The sequence below is a fragment of the Sphingopyxis chilensis genome (assembly GCF_035930445.1).
Classification (GTDB): domain Bacteria; phylum Pseudomonadota; class Alphaproteobacteria; order Sphingomonadales; family Sphingomonadaceae; genus Sphingopyxis; species Sphingopyxis chilensis.
Genome location: NZ_CP142394.1, coordinates 1,012,536 through 1,032,506, shown reverse-complemented (window position 1 = coordinate 1,032,506; position 19,971 = coordinate 1,012,536). Strand labels below are relative to the sequence as shown.

21 protein-coding genes and 1 other RNA gene are annotated in these 19,971 nt (G+C 65.3%); 8 read left to right on the top strand and 14 right to left on the bottom strand.

Translation table 11 applies throughout. The features are described 5' to 3' along the window. Nucleotides 1-90 precede the first annotated feature (90 nt). The 4 genes from VSX79_RS04570 to dapA all read right to left on the bottom strand — a co-directional run bounded on the left by VSX79_RS04570 (nt 91) and on the right by dapA (nt 4,220). Nucleotides 91-2,142, bottom strand: a complete 2,052-nt coding sequence (locus VSX79_RS04570; RefSeq protein WP_326914562.1) for a M13 family metallopeptidase — start codon at nt 2,140-2,142, stop codon at nt 91-93. Nucleotides 2,143-2,238: 96 nt separating this feature from the next. Continuing rightward, a complete protein-coding gene (locus tag VSX79_RS04565; RefSeq protein WP_179499184.1) occupies nt 2,239-2,853 on the bottom strand; it encodes a DUF2062 domain-containing protein in 615 nt (204 codons plus the stop codon). After that, nucleotides 2,850-3,335, bottom strand: a complete 486-nt coding sequence (gene smpB, locus VSX79_RS04560; protein WP_037554711.1) for an SsrA-binding protein SmpB — start codon at nt 3,333-3,335, stop codon at nt 2,850-2,852. Before smpB ends, VSX79_RS04565 begins: the two co-directional genes overlap by 4 nt. Before the next feature lie 9 nt (nt 3,336-3,344). Next, the gene (gene dapA / locus VSX79_RS04555; RefSeq protein ID WP_326914561.1) at nt 3,345-4,220 is read right to left on the bottom strand and encodes a 4-hydroxy-tetrahydrodipicolinate synthase; all 876 of its coding nucleotides are present in this window, start codon (nt 4,218-4,220) and stop codon (nt 3,345-3,347) included. Between the two features lie 100 nt (nt 4,221-4,320). Here dapA and VSX79_RS04550 point away from each other — a divergent pair, with 100 nt between their 5' ends. Further along, nucleotides 4,321-6,351 (top strand): lytic transglycosylase domain-containing protein, encoded by a 2,031-nt coding sequence (locus VSX79_RS04550; RefSeq protein ID WP_179499182.1) that lies wholly within the window; start codon nt 4,321-4,323, stop codon nt 6,349-6,351. Nucleotides 6,352-6,414: 63 nt separating this feature from the next. Beyond that, nucleotides 6,415-6,903, top strand: a complete 489-nt coding sequence (gene greB, locus VSX79_RS04545) for a transcription elongation factor GreB (protein ID WP_326914560.1) — start codon at nt 6,415-6,417, stop codon at nt 6,901-6,903. A gap of 27 nt (nt 6,904-6,930) precedes the next feature. On the opposite strand, the gene VSX79_RS04540 is transcribed toward greB, so the two are convergent. From VSX79_RS04540 to VSX79_RS04505, 8 genes are all read right to left on the bottom strand, one after another. Beyond that, a complete protein-coding gene (locus VSX79_RS04540) occupies nt 6,931-7,086 on the bottom strand; it encodes a hypothetical protein (RefSeq protein ID WP_179499144.1) in 156 nt (51 codons plus the stop codon). 73 nt (nt 7,087-7,159) lie between these two features. Next, an RNA gene (gene rnpB / locus VSX79_RS04535) (RNase P RNA component class A) lies at nt 7,160-7,548 on the bottom strand. A 38-nt stretch (nt 7,549-7,586) separates the two neighbouring features. After that, a complete protein-coding gene (locus VSX79_RS04530; RefSeq protein ID WP_179499143.1) occupies nt 7,587-8,276 on the bottom strand; it encodes an N-acetylmuramoyl-L-alanine amidase in 690 nt (229 codons plus the stop codon). 67 nt (nt 8,277-8,343) lie between these two features. Continuing rightward, nucleotides 8,344-9,201 carry a CheR family methyltransferase gene (locus VSX79_RS04525; protein ID WP_326914559.1) on the bottom strand — a complete coding sequence of 286 codons (858 nt, stop codon included), beginning with the start codon at nt 9,199-9,201 and terminating at the stop codon, nt 8,344-8,346. Then, nucleotides 9,198-10,310 carry a chemotaxis-specific protein-glutamate methyltransferase CheB gene (gene cheB / locus VSX79_RS04520; RefSeq protein WP_179499141.1) on the bottom strand — a complete coding sequence of 371 codons (1,113 nt, stop codon included), beginning with the start codon at nt 10,308-10,310 and terminating at the stop codon, nt 9,198-9,200. Before cheB ends, VSX79_RS04525 begins: the two co-directional genes overlap by 4 nt. Nucleotides 10,311-10,320: 10 nt before the next feature. After that, nucleotides 10,321-10,695 carry a response regulator gene (locus VSX79_RS04515; RefSeq protein ID WP_039575078.1) on the bottom strand — a complete coding sequence of 125 codons (375 nt, stop codon included), beginning with the start codon at nt 10,693-10,695 and terminating at the stop codon, nt 10,321-10,323. Nucleotides 10,696-10,771: 76 nt separating this feature from the next. After that, the gene (locus VSX79_RS04510) at nt 10,772-11,206 is read right to left on the bottom strand and encodes a chemotaxis protein CheW (protein WP_326914558.1); all 435 of its coding nucleotides are present in this window, start codon (nt 11,204-11,206) and stop codon (nt 10,772-10,774) included. Then, entirely contained in the window at nt 11,206-13,602 is a 2,397-nt protein-coding gene (locus VSX79_RS04505) for a chemotaxis protein CheA (RefSeq protein WP_326914557.1), read from the bottom strand. Before VSX79_RS04505 ends, VSX79_RS04510 begins: the two co-directional genes overlap by 1 nt. Nucleotides 13,603-13,802: 200 nt before the next feature. On the opposite strand from VSX79_RS04505, the gene VSX79_RS04500 reads away from it, so the two are divergent. After that, complete coding sequence (locus VSX79_RS04500) at nt 13,803-14,360, top strand: hypothetical protein (RefSeq protein ID WP_326914556.1); 558 nt, start codon at nt 13,803-13,805, stop codon at nt 14,358-14,360. Between the two features lie 11 nt (nt 14,361-14,371). Next, entirely contained in the window at nt 14,372-14,968 is a 597-nt protein-coding gene (locus VSX79_RS04495) for an OmpA family protein (protein ID WP_326914555.1), read from the top strand. Nucleotides 14,969-14,989: 21 nt separating this feature from the next. On the opposite strand, the gene VSX79_RS04490 is transcribed toward VSX79_RS04495, so the two are convergent. Then, on the bottom strand, nt 14,990-15,631 hold the full coding sequence (locus VSX79_RS04490) for a histidine phosphotransferase family protein (protein WP_179499134.1): 642 nt from the start codon (nt 15,629-15,631) through the stop codon (nt 14,990-14,992). A gap of 178 nt (nt 15,632-15,809) precedes the next feature. Here VSX79_RS04490 and VSX79_RS04485 point away from each other — a divergent pair, with 178 nt between their 5' ends. The 4 genes from VSX79_RS04485 (at nt 15,810) to mtgA (ending at nt 19,228) form a co-directional block, all read left to right on the top strand. Further along, nucleotides 15,810-16,766: an RluA family pseudouridine synthase gene (locus VSX79_RS04485; RefSeq protein ID WP_326914554.1), complete on the top strand. Its 957-nt coding sequence runs from the start codon at nt 15,810-15,812 to the stop codon at nt 16,764-16,766. A 78-nt stretch (nt 16,767-16,844) separates the two neighbouring features. Then, nucleotides 16,845-17,747, top strand: coding sequence for an RNA polymerase sigma factor RpoH (rpoH, locus tag VSX79_RS04480; RefSeq protein ID WP_179499130.1), 903 nt, complete (start codon nt 16,845-16,847; stop codon nt 17,745-17,747). A 91-nt stretch (nt 17,748-17,838) separates the two neighbouring features. Continuing rightward, nucleotides 17,839-18,453, top strand: coding sequence for a hypothetical protein (locus tag VSX79_RS04475; protein ID WP_326914553.1), 615 nt, complete (start codon nt 17,839-17,841; stop codon nt 18,451-18,453). Between the two features lie 61 nt (nt 18,454-18,514). Next, nucleotides 18,515-19,228 carry a monofunctional biosynthetic peptidoglycan transglycosylase gene (gene mtgA, locus VSX79_RS04470; RefSeq protein ID WP_179499126.1) on the top strand — a complete coding sequence of 238 codons (714 nt, stop codon included), beginning with the start codon at nt 18,515-18,517 and terminating at the stop codon, nt 19,226-19,228. Nucleotides 19,229-19,415: 187 nt separating this feature from the next. Here mtgA and VSX79_RS04465 read toward each other — a convergent pair whose 3' ends face one another. Then, entirely contained in the window at nt 19,416-19,952 is a 537-nt protein-coding gene (locus VSX79_RS04465; RefSeq protein WP_326914552.1) for a J domain-containing protein, read from the bottom strand. Nucleotides 19,953-19,971: the final 19 nt, after the last annotated feature.

The window sequence follows — 19,971 nt, the reverse complement described above, 5'->3', positions numbered from 1 at the left end:
CCCGGCGGCAGGGCCCGCCCCCCTGATGACATCACCATCAGCGGAGGGCAGGCTTTGCACGGTCAAATGACACTCTTTCTCAGTGGCGCATCACCAGATGCGAACGCGGTCCTCGGGTGCCAGATAGAGCTTCTGGCCCTGCTTGATCTGGTAGGCCTTATACCAAGGGTCAAGATTGCGCGAGACCCAAGTCCGCTGGATCGACGGCGAATGCGGATCGGTCGTGATGCGCTGCGACAGATTCTGCTCGCGATAGTTGCGCCGCCACACCTGCGCCCAGCCGAGGAAGAAGCGCTGGTCGCCGGTCAGCCCGTCGATCACCGGCGCATCCTTGCCACCGAGCGACTTTTTATAGGCGTCATAGGCGATGGTCAGGCCGGCGAGGTCGCCGATATTCTCGCCCAGCGTGAAGGTGCCGTCGAGCTTTTCGCCCGGAAGCACTTCATAGGCGTCATATTGCGCGATCAGCGCCTTGCCCGCCGCCTCGAAGGCCGCGACGTCGGCCGGGGTCCACCAGTCGGCAAGCTTGCCGGTCTCGTCATATTTCGCGCCCTGATCGTCGAAATGATGGCTGATTTCGTGACCGATGACGGCGCCGATGCCGCCATAGTTGATCGCGTCGTCGGCGTGCGGATCGAAGAAGGGCGGCTGGAGGATCGCGGCGGGGAAGACGATCTCGTTCATGCCGAAATTGGCGTAGGCGTTGACCGTCATCGGGGTCATCCCCCACTCCCAGCGGCGGATCGGGCCGCCGAGGCGGCTGATATTGTCATCGTGCGCGAACTGGTTCGAGCGAAGCGCGTTGCCGAACAGGTCGCCGGCCTTGATCTCGAGCTTGCTGTAATCCTTCCAGCGGTCGGGATAGCCGATCTTGGTGGTGAAATTGGCGAGCTTCTTCTTCGCCTTCACCTTTGTCGCGGGCTGCATCCACGTCAGATTGGTGATGCGTGTGTCGAGCGCCGCGAGCACATTCTTGACGAGCACGTCCATCGCCGCCTTGGTTTCGGGCGGGAAATATTTGGCGACATAATCCTTGCCGACGGCTTCACCCATATTGCCCGTGGTGAAGTCGACCGCGCGCTTCCAGCGTTCCTGCATCTGCGGCGTGCCGGACAGCGCGGTGCCGTAAAAGGAGAAAGCCTCATTGGCGACCGCATCGGGCAGTACGTCCGAAAAGCCGTCGAGGCTGCGGACGACCAGCATGTCGCGGATCACGCCGATCGGCGCGTCGGCGAGCAGCTTCGCCTCGCCGGTGAAGGCGCTCGGCTGCGACACGAGGATCGAATCCTCATTGACGCCGATGCCGCGAATGAAGGTCGCCCAGTCGAAACCGGGCGCGGCCTGCGCCAGCTCGGCGATCGTCATCTTGTTATAGACCTTGGTCGCGTCGCTGCTGTCGTTCTTGTCCCAGTGGACGGTCGCGACCTGCTTTTCGAAGTCGTAGATCGCCTTGGCGCGCGCCGCGGCGTCCTTTTCGCCGGCGAGCGTCAGGACATTTTCGAGATGCTTCAGATAGGCAGCCTGCAGCTTGGTGTTCCGCTCATTCTCCTTGAGGTAGAAATCGCGGTCGGGCATGCCGATGCCGCCCTGGAACATCGTGTAGATGTAAACGTCGGGATTCTTGTCATCCTGACCGACATAACCGCCGAAGAAATGCTGGACGCCGCTGCGGTCGGCCTCGGCGAGCAGCTTCGCAAGCCCCGCCTTGTCGACCGCGCGAATCTTGTTCAGCCACGGCTCGATCGGCGCGAGCCCCTTGGCCTCGACGGCGGCCGAATCGAGATAGGAGGCGTAAGCGCGGCCGATCATGCTGTTCGGATCGGCCTTCGCCACGTCGAGGATTTCGCGCGTGCGCGTTTGCGACAGGTCGGCGAGCGCGGTGAACATGCCGTAATTCGATTTGTCGGCGGGGATCTCGGTATTCATGGCCCAGGTGCCATTGGCATAGGAGTAGAAATCGTCGCCCGGCTGGACGCCCTTGTCCATGCCCGAAAGGTCGAAGCCGAAATCGCCGATTTCGGGCTTGGCGGCGGTGGTGGCAGGCGCCGCCTGCTCCTGTGCGGCGGCCGGAACGGCGGCGAGCATGATTCCGCCAAAAGCGGCGGTCGCGAGCAGGCGCGAAGAAATATTCAAGCGAGTCATGATATTCCCCAGTTATCGATTTGAAGCGAAGAACCGCGCCGCAAAGGCACGCCGCGGATCAGCGATGCGACAGCTATACGCCTGCTTCTTGGGGGTTCAACCGGCGGCCGTGTCGCTGGTCGATGCCTCATGTCGTTGGTCGCGTGCGCGCGCCAGCTTGCGCCGCCAGCGGAGGCGTATCCAATTGTCCCAGAACAATGTCGCGAGCACATAGCCGACGGCCGCCGAGACGACCGAAATCACGAACAGCCCCGCGAGCATTGCGGGCGCCGCATCCGAAAAAACCCAGCGCACCCACTCGCCCGCCGACGCGCCATGCTCGATCATCGACGAAAAGGTCGCGCTGTTCGCGTGGAGGCCGAACAGCCAGTCGCCGAGCCACACCGAAGCGATGATGATGAACGGCGTCGTCACCGGGTTCGACAGGAAGGTCATCGCCGCGCCGATCGGGATATTGGCACGGAACGGCAGCGCGAGCAGCGCGACGCCCAATATCTGCACGCCGGGGATCAGGAAGAAGATGCCGACGAACAGCCCGAGCGCGGTGCCGCGCGGCACCGAGGTGCGCGTGAAGCGCCACAGATGGCTGTGCGCGACCCGGTGCGCGAACGGCTTGATGAAGCGGCTCGCCAGCAATTCCTCGCGCGTCGGCGAGTTGCGGCGGATCCAGTTCATCACCGCAGCCTTGTCGCGGGGCTTGCCGCCGCTCATCCGCGGTCCTTCATCAATCTTTGCTTGTCGCGCTTCCAGTCGCGTTCCTTGATCGACTCGCGCTTGTCGTGCGCCTTCTTGCCCTTCGCGAGCGCGAGTTCGACCTTGGCGCGGCCACGGCTGTTGAAATAGACGCTTAGCGGCACGAGCGTCATGCCCTGGCGCATCACGCCGGCGTGCAGCTTGTTGATCTCGCGCCAGTTGAGCAGCAGCTTGCGCGGCCGCTTGGGCTCGTGGTTGAAGCGGTTGCCGTGGCTGAATTCGGGGATGTTGGCGTTGATCAGCCAAACCTCGCCGCCGGTGACCTCGGCATAGCTCTCGGCGATCGTGCCCTCGCCGAAGCGCAGCGACTTCACTTCTGTCCCCTGCAGCGCGATGCCGGCCTCGAACACCTGTTCGATGGCATAGTCGAAGCGCGCGCGCCGGTTCTCGGCGACGACTTTCTTCTTGTCGAATTCGGCGGCGGACTGCGGACGGGCCATGGCGAAAGCTTACATCACTCCTGCCGACGACAGCGCGGCATCGACGGCCTTGCACGATGCTTCGGACGCCGGGATGATAGGTAGGCGCACTTCGGGCGAAAACCAGTCGTGGAGACGCGACAGCGCATATTTGACCGGTCCCGGCGAGGTGTCGGAGAACATCGCCTTGTGAAGGGCGAACAAGCGGTCGTGGAGCGTCAGCGCGCGTGTCCAGTCGCCAGCGGCGCAAGCGGCGGCGAAATCGGCACAGAGGCGCGGCGCAACGTTGGCGGTGACCGAGATACAACCGACGCCGCCCATCACGGCGTGCGGGAGCCACAGATCGTCGTTGCCCGAAAGCTGGCAGAAATCCACACCTGCCCCGGCGCGATGCTCCGTCACGCGCGCAAGGTCGCCGCTCGCATCCTTGACCGCGACGACGCTCGGAATTTCGGCGAGCTTGCACATCGTTTGGGCGCTTATGTCCGCGACGGTGCGGCCGGGGACGTTATAAACGACGATCGGCAGGTCGCTGGCGTCGGCAAGCGCGTGATAATGTGCGATCAGCCCGTCCTGGCTCGGCCGGTTGTAATAGGGCGCGACGATCAGCGCCGCGGTCGCGCCGGCTGCCTGCGCATAGCGCATGTGGCGGATGGCGGTCGCGGTGTCGTTCGATCCGCAGCCCGCGATCACCGGCACGCGTCCAGCGGCCGCCTCGATGCAGGTGTCGATGACCTGATAATGTTCTTCGAAGCCGAGCGTGGGGCTCTCACCGGTCGTCCCGCACGGGACCAGCGCGCTGGTGCCCTCTTTGATCTGCCAGTCCACAAGGCGCGCGAAGGCGGGCGCGTCGAACGCCCCATCGCGGAATGGCGTCACCAAGGCGGGAATCGAACCCGAAAACATGCACCGCTCCTTTACAAGAACATGGCTGAGCCGATAGAATCCGGCCGGCGCGCCGCTATTGGACGTCTATTCAGCGCCCCGCAAGGAGTTTGGCATTAGTATGGCCATCATGACCACGCTGCCCCGCATTTCCCGGCTCGCGCTCGCGCTGGCCCTCGCCATCCCCGCCGCTGCGAACGCCAGCGAGCTGACACCCGAGCAAATGGCCTGGTATCGCGCCCAGATGGGGCTCGCCTCCGTATCGGGTCCGCCGCCCTCGCCCAATTCGGTCGGCGATGCGGTGATGGAATGGCGGCGGCTGACCGCCAACACCGGTGCCTCGTTCGACCAGCTGTCGCGCTTTCTGATGGCGAACCGCGGCTGGCCCGACGCCGAGAAGCTGCGCACGCGGGCCGAAAAGGCGATCTCGCTCGACAGCTATGATCCCGCGCGCACCCTCGCCTATTTCCAGTCCTATCCGCCGCAAACCGCGAGTGGACAGCTCCGCTATGCGCTCGCGCTCAACGCATCGGGCCGGCGCGAAGATGCCAATGCCGCCGTCCGGCGCGCTTGGACGAGCGGACCGCTCGACGATTATGAAACAAGCCGCGCGCTCAGCATGTTCCCCGGCGCGATCGCGCCCGCCGACCATGACGCGCGCATGGACAAGCTGCTTTGGCTCGGAGCCACCTCTGCCGCCAGCCGCCAGCTCGCCTATACGTCGCCCGACAAGCGCAACATCTTCGCGGCGCGGCTCGCGATGCGCAGCGGCGCGGTCGATGCCGCCTTCCAGGCGTCGGCGGTCGAAAGCGCCAACCCGTCGCTGACCCGCACCGACCCCGGCTATATCACCGACAAGGCGACCTGGCTGCGCGCGTCGGGCCGCGTCGGCGAAGCGCGCGCACTGCTCGCGGCACCGCGATCGCTGTCGAAAGCGCCGACCGATGCCGAGGAATGGCTGGAAACGCTGCTCACCAACGCGCGGCAGGCCGACGCGGGCGGCGACAAGCTGACCGCATATAATATCGCGCGCCAGCTCGACGACGCGCTTCCCCCCGGCACCGTCGTCCGCGAAACCCCGCTGGGCGTGCGCGACGATTACACTTCGCTCGCCTGGCTCGCTGGGCAGCTCGCGTTCAAGGATCTGCGCCGGCCCGCGGAGGCGGTGAAGCTCTACCGCGCTTATGGCGAAGCCGCACGCTCGGCGCAGACGCGCACCAAGGGCTTTTACTGGGCCGGCCGCGCCGCGCTGGCGGCGGGCGATCGGGCCACCGCGAACGCGCATTTCGCCGATGCGGCGCAGCATTATGATCAATTCTACGGCCAGCTGGCGCTCGAGCGGCTGAACCGTCCGCAGCCCAAGCCGACGCCGAACCCGACGATCGAGGTCAGCAGCACCGAAAAGCGTGCCTTCGAAGACGACCGGCTGGTGCGCGCCGCGCGCGCGCTCGGCGAAATCGGCGCATGGCGCGAGCAATCGGCGTTCCTGCGCGCGCTCGCGCAAAAGGCGAGTTCGCCCGCCGACCATGTGCTCGCGGGGCAGCTTGCCAATCAGATCGGCCGCCCCGACCTTGGCGTGATGATCGGCCGCAGCGCGCAGGCGAACAGCCTCGACGCGGTGGAGGTTTCGGGTTTCCCGACGGTGCGCGTCCCTGCAGGCCATGAAAGCAACTGGACCTTCATCCACGCGATCACGCGGCAGGAAAGCCAGTTCGACCGCGCCGCGATCAGCCACGCCGGCGCGCGCGGCATGATGCAGCTGATGCCTGGAACGGCGCGCGAAGTCGCGGGCAAGCTCGGCCTCAGCTACGATGCCGGCTCACTCACGACCGACACCAACTACAACATGATGCTCGGATCGACCTATTTCCAGCAGATGCTCCGCTATTATGGCGGCAGCTATCCGCTCGCGGTCGCAGCGTACAACGCGGGGCCCGGCAATGTGAACAAGTGGCTGCGCGCCAATGGCGACCCGCGCACCGGATCGATCGAGATGCTCGACTGGATCGAAGCGATCCCGATCTTCGAGACGAAGAATTATGTCCAGCGTGTGCTCGAAAACGCCGTCGTCTATGACACGCTGCGCGAGAGCGGCAGCGCACGAGCGCAGGCGCCGCTGAGCTTCTATCTCGGCAAGCGCACGCCAGGCTGATCTGGTCGTTGCTTTCCATCGTCATCCCGGCCTTCGCCGGGATGACGAGATAAGGATCAGGGGATGGCGGGGGACAAGACGAACATCATCAGCCCGGCCGGCTACGCCGCGCTGCGCGCTGAATATGACGCGCTGCTGGGCGACGAGCGGCCGAAGCTGGTCGAGGTGATCAGTTGGGCCGCGGGCAACGGCGACCGCAGCGAGAATGGCGATTATATCTATGGCCGCAAGCGGTTGCGCGAGATCGACCGGCGGCTCTCCTTCCTCGCACGGCGGATGAAAGCGGCGCGCGTCGTCGATCCCGCCGAGCAGCCCGACAAGGGTCGCATCTGGTTCGGCGCCACCGTCGAACTCGCCGACGACGACGATGCGAGGCGGATCATCACATTGGTGGGCGATGACGAGGCGGAGGCCGGCGAAGGCCGGATCGGCTGGAACAGCCCGCTTTCCCGCGCGCTGCGCGGCGCGGCGGTCGGCGACCTCAGGACCGTCCAGCTTCCCGCCGGGCCCAAGGAGTGGGAAGTGATAGCGGTCAGCTATCCCGCGGGCTGATTGACCGCACGGCTCTCTTTCCTCGCGTCAGGGCTGCAACAGCGCGGGAACGATCCAGATTGCCGACAGGACAATCACAACCGCTGCCAGTGAAAAACCCAGCACATAGCGGACATTATGCCCCTTCACCCCGCTGCTCGCCTCGGTCTCGGACACCTCGACATGGTCATCGACGACTTTCATGGTTCGTCTCCTTTTCTGGTCCGCTTAATACGCGGCCCGGCCCGGCGCGGTTCCCGCGCGCCCCGCGGGAGAATATGCCAGAGGGTCTGTAAGCCGGGTTCTGTCCACCCCTTGCGGGGATAGGCGATCATTCCTCTAGGCGGACGGTTACCCGAACGCTCAAGCAGTCAACCCGGACGGCGGGGCCGGAACCGGCCCTGGATAAATCCGTGCCATCCCTATTCGACCTTGCTCCCGGTGGGGTTTGCCGTGCCGCGTCCGTTACCGTCCGCGCGGTGCGCTCTTACCGCACCCTTTCACCTTTCGCCGGGCCGAGGCCTTGGGCGGTCTTCTCTCTGTGGCACTTTCCCTGAACCGGCCCGAAGGCCGGCCCGCCGGACGTTATCCGGCACCGTGGTTTCCGTGGAGCCCGGACTTTCCTCCCCCTCGCTTGCGCGAAGCGGCGATCGCCCGACCCTCTGGCGAGAAGCAATATAGGCCTTTCGGCCCGCCTTGACGAGTCAATTGCCTTCGGGCTGCGGCAGCAGCAGCGCGAGCAGGATCGCGCGGCATTCGCCGCAGATCGTACCGTCGATCAATTCGGGGCGGAACCGCCGCTGGAAGGCGACCGTCGCCGCGAAGCCGTCGGTCACGTCATAGCCGAAGCGTTCGAGCGCCAGCAGGAAGCCCGCATCGGTCCACAGCGGATCGGTAAGCTTTTTGGTCGGGCGCGGCAGCGCGAGGCGGCGGCGCGCCAGCTCCTCCCAGGGGAACAGCTCGCCCGGATCCTGCTTGCGCGTCGGGGCGATGTCCGAATGGCCGACGACGTTGCCGCGCGTGATCGCATAGCGATCCTTGATCATGTGAACGAGCCGGACGACCGACGCGACTTGCGGGTCGGGAAAAGGCACATAGCCCCATTCGTGCCCGGGATTGACGATCTCGATCCCGACGCTCGCCGAGTTGATGTCGCTGATGCCGCGCCAGTGCGACTTCCCCGCGTGCCAGGCGCGCTTGTCCTCGGGCACCATATGGGTGATCTGGCCATCTTCGCTGACGACATAATGCGCCGACACCTTGGATTCGGGATTGGCAAGCCAATCAATGGCTTCTGCGCCGCTCTTCATGCCGGTATAATGCAGCACGATCATCGAGATGGGCAGCGCGCGCTCGTCGAAATTGGGAGACCAGCGTTCGATAAAATCGCTCATGCGCTCCGGGGACCCGTCCTGTACTTGCCAAGCCGTCGATTGCGCCACTGGCGCGCAAAAAGCAAGGTCAGGCGGCGGCCGCGCTGCGTACCTGCTGGTCGGCGGGCTCATAAAGGCCGCGCAGCCGCGGGCTCGCGACGAACTGGTCGGTCTGCCCCAGCACCGTTTCGCCCGCGCCGAGCACGAGGAAGCTTTGCGGCGCCGCCATCGCGCGCAGCCGCGCAAAGGCCTTCTGGCGCATCGGCGCGGAAAAATAGAGCAGCAGGTTGCGGCAGAAGATGAGGTCGGCGGGACTGGCCAGCGGCGGCCGGTCGGTCAGCATATTCTGCACCGAAAAATCGATCCGGCGGCGCAGGTCGGCCTTGGCGAGCCAACCGCCCTCGGTCTGGTCGAACCAGCGCACCATGCGCTGAACCGGCAAACCGCGCTGGATCTCGAACTGGCTGTAGAGGCCGACGCGCGCGCGGCCGATCGCATGATAGCTGACGTCGGTGCCGACGATATCGACCTGCCAGCCCGCCCATTTCGCGCCCTGCTCGGCGATCAGCATCGCCATCGAATAGGCTTCCTGCCCCGTCGAAACGCCGCAATGCCAGATCGTCAGCCGCCGGCGCTGTCTGTTGATCTCGCGGATTTGTTCAAGTGCAGTCGCAGCTATTTCATCGAAAACACTGTATTCACGATAGAAATATGTTTCGTTATTCAGCATCGCGTCGACCGTGTCGTCGAGCAGCCCGCGGCTGGTCGAGGTGACGAGCGCCGCGACCAGCGCGTCGAGATCGGCGATGCCGTGACGCTGCATCACGGGTTTGAGCGACATTTCGATCCGCCAGATGCGGTTCGGCGAGAGCGTCTGGCCGGTGCGCGATTCGAGCACGCCCATCAGGACGCGATAGGCCGATTCGCTGGCGCTGCCGCCCATCATGGCTTGCGCCGCCCTTGCCCGCGTCCCTGCAGGAAGCTGCCGAGCAACAGCGCGATCGCATCGGGGTTGAGCGTCGCCGCCGCGATGCCCGATTTCGCCACCGCCCCGGGCATCCCCCAGATGACGCAACTTTCGGGCGCCTGCGCAAAGATCGTCCCGCCCGCTTCCTTCAGCCGCGATGCCCCGATCACACCGTCGCGACCCATGCCGCTGAGGATCACGGCGATGCCGCCCTTGCCATAAACGTCGGCGACCGAGTCGAGCATTGGGTCGGCGGACGGGCAACAGCCATTGTCGACCGGGCGATGATCGAGCGCGATCTCGCGGCGCCGGCCATTGGCCACGACGATCAGATGCGCGTCGCCGGGAGCGAGATAGATGCCATTCGGCTCGACCGCCATCCCCGCTTCCGCGACGCACACGCGGCGCGCCGTCATCATCCCGATCTGCTTCGCGTAAAATTCCATGAAGGCGTCGGGCAAATGCTGGGTCAACAGGATCGGCGCGCTGATCCGCGGATCGAGGTGAGCGAGGAAGTTGGTGAAGGCGGGAATGCCGCCCGTCGATGCCGCTACCGCGATGCACTCGACCGGCTGGTCGGTATCGATCGCGAGCGCGACCGGCGCCGGCGCCTGACGTTCGGCGACAGGCACCGGCGCCGGATGATCCTGCAGATGGCCGAGCGTCATGATCCGCTCGGTCAACACCTCGGCGAAACGCCCCGAAAAGCTTCCGCGTCCCGGTTTGGCAAGCGTGTCGCTGGCGCCCAGCGCAAGGGCTTCGATCGCCGCGGGGCCGCCTTCGACACAGTTCGACGAGAGGATGAGCACTCGCGCCTTTTCGGCCCGTTCCAATATGTGCGGCAGCGCGTCGATTCCGTTCATGCCCGGCATCTCGACGTCGAGCACGACGACATCGACGGGCTCGCGCGAAAGATAGTCGAGCGCGTCGTGCGCCGAAGCGACCGAGGCGCAGATCTTGAGACCCGGCCGCTGGTCGACGATCCGTTCGAGGATGCTGCGAACGACGAGGCTGTCATCGACCAGCATCACGCGCACGGTGCGGGCGGTCGGCTCGATATCCGGAATTCGGGGTTGCGGCTGGGCCACGGGCAAAACCTCAAGCGATGCCGACGAGCTGCAGCTTTCCTTCGAGCGTTTCGCGGTCGAACGGCTTCATCACATATTCGTCCGCTCCGGCTTCGATCGCGGCGCGGATATGGTCGATGCTGTTTTCGGTCGTGCAGAAAACGACGCGCGGGCGTTCTTCGCGCCCATAGTCGAGGTCGTTGAATGCGCCGAGGAACTCCATCCCGCTCATCACCGGCATGTTCCAGTCGAGCAGGATGACATCGGGACGATTGGCGCGGCAGAAGGTCAGCGCCTCCTGGCCATCGGCCGCCTCTTCGACGGCAAAGGACATGCTTTCAAGGATATGGCGCGCGACCTTGCGAATGACTTTGCTGTCATCGACGACCAGACAAGATTTCGACATTCAATTAACTCCGACCCCCGGGGATTTGGGACATTTACGACCAAGGCGTGTGCAGCCCGTTAATAAACGGCCAGATTCATGCCGCCTTTAAGGCCGGCAGCGTGATAAAATTGGACGGGTCGACGACGAGCAGCGAGGCGCCGTCATATTCGATCACCGCATCAGCGACGCGCGCCCAGCCCGGAAGCAGCTTTCCGGTGACGCGCGTCTCGGGCGCCTCGATGAAACAGACATCCTCGATTTCGTCGGCGAGCAGCGCATAGCCATGCTCGGCGACCTCGACGACGATCACGCGCTGGCCCGGAACGACCGGCACCGCCGAAAGGCCGATGACGACATGCGGGTCGATCAGCGTGAACACGCGGCTGCGCAGCGCGAAAAGGCCCGCGACATGCGGCGGTGCACCGGGCACCTCCACCGGCGCGCCGACGGTGACGACCGAATGGATCGCGCGGCTGCGGAGCGCCACGCGCGTGTCGGCGATGCGCGCGACGAGATAGAGCCTTTCCATCATTGCCCCCTTCCCCCGACGCTGCGGCGCATCGCGTCGAGCAGCGCCTGGCGGTCGTAACGATAGACGCTTTCGTCCTCGGGCCCCGTCGCGGCGATCGACGTGCGCAGGCGGATCACCGGCACGTCGCACTCGATGTGCGGGCAGATTTCGCCGTCTCCGGTCAGGCAGAGGAGGACGTCCGCCGCCTCGTTGGACGGGTCGCCGTCCGCAATCACGCGATAGCCGGCGCTGCGCAGGATCGGGGCGAGGAAATGGTCGCCCCAACCGTCGCGATCGTCGGCAAGGCGGCACACCGGCTGGCGCAGCGACGGTGCCGCGGCCGCATCTCGGGCATATTGCTCCATCAGCCAGAAGGGATCGATGAGCTCGACCGGCTCGCCGCCCACGAGCACGACACCGGCGATCAGTCCGGGCGCGGCCGAGGGTTGCACCGCGTCGGGCAGGCGGACGATGTCGATCACCTCGGCGATCGGATAACAGAGCACGGCCTGCCCGTCGTAGAGACGAAGCAGCTTCAGCGTCCCCTCGCCGCCCGGCAAGGTCGCAGCATGAACGGGGAAGATATCGTCGCCGATCCGGGCCTGGATCCGCCCCGCGCTTTCGAACAGGCTCGATGCCGGCACTTCTTCGACCCGCTCGATCACCGACAGGCGCACCCCGCGAATGCGGGCGTTCGTGTCGCGGAAAAGCAGCAACTGCGCTGCGTTGCGCGCCGCCACCGCCTCGGCTTCGACTTCGGCGGCACGGTCGCGGCCGCGCCCCGCTTCGTTCGCATCGATCGCCGCGGCGGCGAGCAGGCCCTGAACGTCGAGCAGCAGCACGGGGCGGCCGTTGTCGGGTAGCGTGGTCCCCGCATACAGCCCCGTCGCCATGATCATCGGCGCCGCCGGTTTGATCACCAACTCCTCATGATCGTGGATTGCCGCGACGCTCAGCGCGTAGCTTTGCCCCTGCCCCGGCCGGACGATGACAAGCGCGCGATCGTCGAGGTCGTCGCCATGGTGGCGCCCGCGGCCGAGCGCGGTTTCGAGGCGGAGCAGCGGATATTGCTCGCCGCGCACCGTCGCAAGCTCGCCGCCGCCGACCCGGTCGATGCGCACGCTATCGCCGCCTTCGAGCAGGATTTCGCGCACTGCGCCGCGCGGGATGGCGAAATATTGCCCCGCCGCGCGCACCATCAGGCCCGAAATGATCGTCAGCGTCATCGGCACGCGAAGCAGGATCGTCAGGCCCCGGCCCTCGTCATTGCGCAGTTCGACGACGCCGCCGATCTTTTCGACGTTCGCCTTGACGATGTCCATGCCGACGCCGCGACCCGAGATGGCGGTGACCGTCGCAGCCGTCGAGAAACCGGGCCGGAAGATCAGCTCGAGCTTTTCCTTCGGCCCCAGCGCACGCGCTTCGGTTGCGGAGACGAGACGCGCCGCAACGGCTTTCGCGACAAGGGCATCCGGCGAGAGCCCGCGGCCGTCGTCGCGGATTTCGATCTCGATCTGGTTTCCCGATTGACGCGCCGATACCGAAATCGTCGCGGTGATCTCCTTGCCCGCCGCGACGCGATCCTCGAGCGGTTCGATACCGTGATCGATCGCGTTGCGCACGATGTGGATCAACGGATCGCGGATATTCTCCATCATCTCGCGATCGAGTTCGACCTCGCCGCCGCTCGTCTGGAAAGCAATCTTCTTGCCCATTTCCTGGGCAAGATCGCGAACGATCCGCGGCAGCGGCGCGAAGAGCTTGTCGATCCGCTGCATCCGCATCTGGCTGACCGACTGGCGCATGCCGGCGATCGAATCGGAGAGGCGGTCGAACGAGGCGATCAGCGAAAGGTCGGCGCCCGATTCGCGCAGCATCCGGGCGAATTCGTTGCGCGCGAGCACGATGTCGGTGACGCCCGTCATCACGCTGTCGAGCAACGGCAACGGAACGCGGATCGAGCGCCAGCTCTGCAGGTCGGCGCCAAGGTCGTCCTCCCTGCGCAGGGGAACACCAGCGATTTCAAGCCGCGCGTCGTCGTCGGCCGATCGTTCGGCGAGCGCGCCGATCACGTCGCGGTCGTCGCCCGCCGGTTCGGTTCCATCCTGCCCGAGCGCGGCGCAAAGGTCGTTCAGCCGGTCCACGACGCCGAGCACCGCCGTGACGAGCGCGGCATCTGCGACACGGTTGCCGCGGCGCACCTGATCGAGCGCGTCCTCGGCGGCGTGCGAGAGCGCGGTGACGCGCGGCAAGGCGAGGAAGCCCGAGCTGCCCTTGATCGTGTGCACGAAGCGGAAAATGGCGTCGAGCTGCGCGCGGTCGGCGGGATCCGCCTCCCACGCCACGATCGCCCCGCCCGCTTCGGTCAGGATTTCTGCCGTTTCGGCCAAAAAGTCGTTCAGCAGATCGTCCATCGCCGTATCGGTGCGCCCCAAAAACTGAGGCTTCACCATGGCGGACAATGGTTAAAAGTGGCTTTACTTGCGCTGCTCCGCCGAGGGACGGCGGGGCGACAACCCATTCTTTCGCGCCAGCTGGCCCGGTCGCCGGGCAATGCGCGGAACCCTGCAGGCGGTCGTGCGTATTCGGGCACGAGCTGACCGGGAGGAATTTCATGCAATTGAAGATATTTACGCTGGCCGGCGCGGCGGTTTTGGCGCTAGCTGCATGCACGGCGAAGGAAAAGCCGACGCAAGACGACACGGCAGGTGCTGCCACCGGCGGCGTGATGCGCGACGAGGCCAAGGCCGAACCGGAAACCTCGCCGGTCACACCGATGCCCGCCGCGACGGTGATCCAGTCCCAGCCCGGCCCCGACGGATCGCAGGTCGACCTGCTTTCGGTCAAGGTCACGGGCGACATCTTGACCGTCACCCTGCGTTGCTCGAGCCCCGAGCGATACAATCGTGAATCGATCCGCGTCGCCCAGGTCAGCGTGATCGACGATGCCACGTCGCAGCGCATTGGCGTGCTGAAGGATAATGAAGGCAATGCGATGGTGTCGAACCTCAACCGCAGCAGCAGTCCGGAAAACGATAATATGATGGTCGATTGCACCTCCAAGCCCGGCGTGATGTGGGCCAAATTCCCGGCGCCGCCGGCCACGAGTCCCACGGTTTCGATCAGCCTTCCCGGGGTCGCACCCTTCGACGGCATTCCCGTCCAGCGATGAAGCGGGCGCTCTTGTCCATCGCCACGGCTGCTTCGATCGGCGGCTGTTCGGCGAACGCCCCGGCCGATGCCGCCGACGAGGACGAAAGCCCGATCGCGACGCCGGCCCCCGCCGCCGACACGGCCCCGCCGCCGGCGCGCCCCGGCTTCAGCGCAAAAGTCAGCCCGCTCACGGGCACGGTGAGCGGACTTCAGACGCGGGTCACCGACATGGGCACGATCATCGACCTGCCCGCCGACGCCTTGTTCGAATATGACAAGGCCGTGCTGACGCCTGCGGCCGAGGTGGAACTGCGCAAGGCAGCCGAAATGATCCGTCGTAGCCCGCCCGGGGCGATACGGGTGGTCGGACATACCGACAACAAGGGCGATGAAGCGTACAACCAGACGCTTTCCGAAGCGCGCGCGAACAGGGTCGCGGACTGGCTTCGCGAGCAGGTCGGCGTTCGCCAGCGCGAGTTGCTCGTGTCGGGCCGGGGCGAGACTGCGCCGATCGCGCCCAACGAAAAGGCCGCGGGCGGCGATGATCCCGTCGGGCGCGCAAAGAACCGGCGGGTCGAGCTGGTCGTGCCGACCACAGACAGCCGATCATCAGCCGCCGCCGGATGACGCCGTCGCGGGAGAAGCCCGTCAGTTACCCCTAAGCACCGCGCCGACCAGCAGCGAGGTCGGCGTCTCGCGCGCGAGCATCACAGTGCCGCCGTTCTGCCGCGCGACCGCCTGCACCAGTACCGCGGGCGCGGTGCGCGAGGTCATCGCGGTCGCGCCCTCACCTTCGGCAAGGATGCGCTCGACGTCAGCGTCGAGGAAGATGCGTTCGGCCTCGACATGCAGCGCGATCTCGATGCCCTCCCCCTGCTTTTCGCAGCCGATGTCGAGCCGTCCGCCGCGCACCAGCGCATCGACGAGAAGCAGCGATAGGTTGAGGATGATCTTGACCGCGGGCTTGGGCAGCGGTTCGGCGCCGATCATCCAGTTCAGCTCGATCGCGCGGTCGCCGATGATGCCCTGGATCGCCGATTTGGCTTCATCGGCCGGGACGAATTCGCCGAAGCCGCCTGCCGAACCGAAGGCGAGGCGGAAGAATTTGAGCTTATTCGCCGAGGTGCGCGCGCTCTGTTCGAGCAGATCGATGCACCGGGCCCGCATTTCGGGGTCCTTCTCGTCCGCGAGCAGTTCGAGGCCGTTGGCAAAGGCCCCCACCGGGCTCAGAAGATCGTGACACAGGCGCGAGGCCAGCATCGACGCGAAATCGACGCGATCGTCGGACATGGATGAACAGGCTCCCCAGCGCAGCGGCCGGATGTTTCCGGCGTGGGTCGTCCCTAGGGCAGGCACAGTGCCCAGGGCAAGCTGGTTCCTTTTCCATTCACCCCTCACCGTCATACCGGCGAAGGCACGGCGCCCCCGGCCCCTTGAAAATCGGCACGCCAAACACATATCCCGACCAATGTTGGGGGACGACGAGATACTGACTGTGACGCTGGAGGACAGCGCGGCCGGGCTGCGGCTCGACCGCGCGCTGGCCGAGGCGCTCCCCTCCCTTTCGCGCGAGCGGTTGAAGACCTTGATCAAGGGTGGACGCGTCGCCGATGCGACCGGCGTGATTCTGTGGGACCCCTCGGCGAAGGCCGCCGTGTCCTCGACGATCGAGGTCCGCCTGCCCGCCGCGACGCCCGCGCACAATGTGGCGCAGGACATGAGCCTTGTCATCGCTTTTGAGGACGAGCATCTGATCGTCGTCGATAAGCCCGCCGGGATGGTCGTCCATCCTGCTGCGGGCAATCTCGATGGCACGATGGTCAATGCGCTGCTCCATCATTGCGCCGGGCAATTGTCGGGGATCGGCGGCGTCGCGCGCCCCGGAATCGTCCACCGGATCGACAAGGATACGAGCGGGCTGATCGTCGCGGCGAAGCACGACAAGGCGCACGAAGGCCTTGCGAAACAGTTCGCGGCGCACAGCATCGACCGCCGTTACCTCGCGATCGCAACCGGGCGCCCGATGCCCGCGAACGGGACAATCGACGCAGCGCTGGGCCGGTCGAGCACGAACCGCAAGAAGATGGCGGTCGTCGCCGAGGGGCGCGGCAAGCATGCGATCACCCATTACCGGACGGTCGAGCCGCTGAACGGGGCGACGCTGGTCGAATGCCGGCTCGAGACGGGCCGCACGCACCAGGTCCGCGTTCATATGACCCATATCGGGCATCCGCTGGTCGGCGACCCGGTCTATGGCCGCGCCAGAAAGCCGCTGTCCGAGGTTCTGAAAGCGCGGAATTTCGAGCGGCAGGCATTGCACGCGGCCCATTTGGGCTTTATTCATCCGGTGACCGGTAACAGGATCGCGCTCGACAGCGAACTCCCAGCGGACATGCGGGAACTGATCGATGAATTGCGCGTTTAGGTTTCGAATGAAAATCTATTTTGACCGCCGGGCCGAACCGGGGCAGAATGATTTCAGGTTTTAGGGAAGACACTCTCCATGGCTAACAAAAGCAATGTTCCGGCAACGGTGCCCGCGCTCGGCGGTGAGGCGAGCCTGAACCGCTACCTGGCCGAAATCCGCAAATTTCCGCTTCTGACGCCCGAGCAGGAATATATGCTCGCCAAGCGTTTCCAGGAGCACGGTGACAATGAAGCCGCCGCGCAGCTCGTCACCTCGCACCTCCGCCTCGTCGCGAAGATCGCGATGGGTTATCGCGGCTATGGCCTGCCGGTCAGCGAGCTGATCAGCGAAGGCAATATCGGATTGATGCAGGGCGTGAAGAAGTTCGACCCCGAACGCGGCTTCCGTCTCGCGACCTATGCGATGTGGTGGATCCGCGCCTCGATCCAGGAATTCATCCTGCGCTCGTGGAGCCTCGTCAAGATGGGGACCACCGCGGCGCAGAAGAAGCTGTTCTTCAACCTTCGCCGGATGAAGAACAATCTCGAAGCGTTCGAGGACGGCGATCTTAGCCCCGAGCATGTCGCGAAGATCGCGACCGACCTCGGCGTCACCGAGGACGAGGTCGTCAGCATGAACCGCCGCATGGCGATGGGCGGCGACACCTCGCTGAACGTGCCCATGGGCGAGGATGGCGACAGCCAGTGGCAGGATTTGCTCGGCGACGAAGGTCCGCTGCAGGACGAACGCGTCGCCGAAGCGCAGGAGCGCGACGTGCGCCATTCGCTGCTGAACGAAGCGCTCGAAACGCTCAACGAGCGCGAGCGCCATATCCTGACCGAACGCCGCCTGACCGACGACCCGAAGACGCTCGAGGATCTGAGCCAGGTCTATGACGTCAGCCGCGAACGCGTCCGCCAGATCGAGGTGCGGGCGTTCGAAAAGCTGCAGAAGGCGATGCTCAAGCTCGCCGGCGACCGGCGCCTCGTCTCGGCCTGACCGGCGTTTCGATGTCATAAACCTGCGATTTGACTCGCGGATGCAAAAGGACCAGCCTCCCCCTTAGGTTCGACCGAAGGGGGAGGTCCTCATGTGGAAATGGATCCGGATTCCGAAAGGCATCGCGCTGGCGGCCTTCCTGCTGCCATGGATGACTGTCAGCTGTTCCGAACAGAAGCTCGTCGAGGCGACCGGCTTCGGCCTCGCGTTCGGCCGCGTCACCGCGATGGGCCAGGCGGCGCAGGCAGGCGACGGCGCGTCGCTCAACCTCTGGTTGATCCTCGCGCTGCTCGCGATCGCGGGCGGGCTGGCGCTGCTCTTCATGAAGGGGCGGGAGGCCGCTAAACTCGTGCTCGGCACATCGATCGCGGCGGTTGCGCTGATCTTCATCGGCACCTGGCGATACAGCAAGGACGCTCTCCTCGAGGAGGCGGCGAAGAACGGCCAGAACAGCGGCATGGACCAGGCGGCGCTGGCGATGATCCAGGTTCATTGGGAAATCGGATATTGGCTCGCGATGCTGTCGCTAGTCGTCGCGGCGGCGATGGCGTGGCTGGTGATGAGCGGCAAGGAAGGCGAAGCCGAGGCGAAGATGCGCTCGCTTGCGGCCGAGGCCGGCGAAAAGGCGAAAGCCGCAGCGGCGAGGGCGGGCGAAGCGGCCGACAACGCGACCGGCAAGAAAGAAGACGACCCGCCTAAGCCCTGAGATAGAGTGACAATCGCAATCAGCCGCTTGCCGGACGCGGGCAAGCGGCTATGGAAATCGAATGACGACCGCTGCCAGGAAACAACAGAAGCGCCGCAAATTGCCATGGTATCTGCGACCCTTCAAATGGCTGCTCTGGTTTGTCGTGATTTCGATCGCGTGGGTGCTGGCATATGCCGTCGTACCGCCGCCGGTGACCTTCACCATGCTCGCCGACAGCAACGGCATCACTAAGGATTGGGAAAGCCTGTCGAATATCGACCGCAATATGGTGCGGGCGGTGATCGCGGCCGAGGACGGAAAATTCTGCAGCCATGACGGGTTCGATCGCGACGCGATCGAAGAGGCGATCGAGCGCAACGCCAAGGGCAAGAAGCTGCGCGGCGGATCGACCGTGAGCCAGCAGACGGCAAAGAACGTCTTTCTGTGGCAGGGCAGCGGCTGGACGCGCTATGTGCGCAAGGTGCCCGAGGTGTGGTTCACCTTCCTGATCGAGACGATCTGGGGCAAGCGCCGGATCATGGAAGTCTATCTCAACGTCGCGGAGACGGGCATCGGTACCTATGGAGTCGAGGCCGGCGCCCAGCGTTATTTCAAGCATGGCGCAGCCAAGCTGACCCCGCGCGAGGCGGCGCGCATCGCGGCGATCCTGCCGCTGCCAAAGAAGCGCGAGGCGATCAGCCCGTCGGGTTTCACGCGCCGTTACGGCAACACCATCACCGCGCGCATCGGCCAGGTCCGGCGCGACGGACTGGATGCTTGCGTTTATAAATAGCGGGCGCTTTGGGGTGGGGAGCGGACGTTCATTCGCTCAGCTTCGTCATCCCGGACTTGATCCGGGACTCACGGCAGCGCTGGAGGCATGGACCCCGGATCAAGTCCGGGGTGACGAGGAGAAGAATCCTCGCCATCGCTCCGCGACAGGGAGGATATTCTTGTCCGCATCCGGTCGTTTCCGGCCTTTACGCCGGCTTCCAGCTCCTCCGCTCTTCAGCCTGCTTTAACACCTCGAACGCCGCCTGCCCTGCCGTGAAACGTTTCGCCGCGTCGGCGTCGCCGGGCTTGACGTCGGGGTGGCATTCCTTCGCAAGCGCGCGCCATGCCTTTTTGGTCGCCTCGAAATCGGCGTCAGGTTTGAGGTCGAGGATTTCGAGCGCGCGCATTTCGTCGGCGCTGCGGCTGCCGTCGCCCGACCCGCCCCAGGCATAATGCTGTGCGCGTGCATAGCTATTCGCCCCGCGTGCTTCCTCGGCGGCGCGAGCGGCAGCGTCTTCGGCGCTCAATCCCTCAAAATAGTCCCATCCGCGATTATATTCGGCGGCGTGGGTTTCGCAGAAATACCAGCGTTCGGGGCTGTTCGGCGACTTGGGTGCCGGACAGTTGCCGGGGTTCGTGCAGCCGTGGCGGTCGCACAGACGTATCTTTTGCGCTTCGCGCGACGAGCCATAAGGGCGCCAGCGGGGAAAACCCCAGTCGTCGGATCTCTTGGCGCGGCTCATTCCACCCCATGTAGCGGCT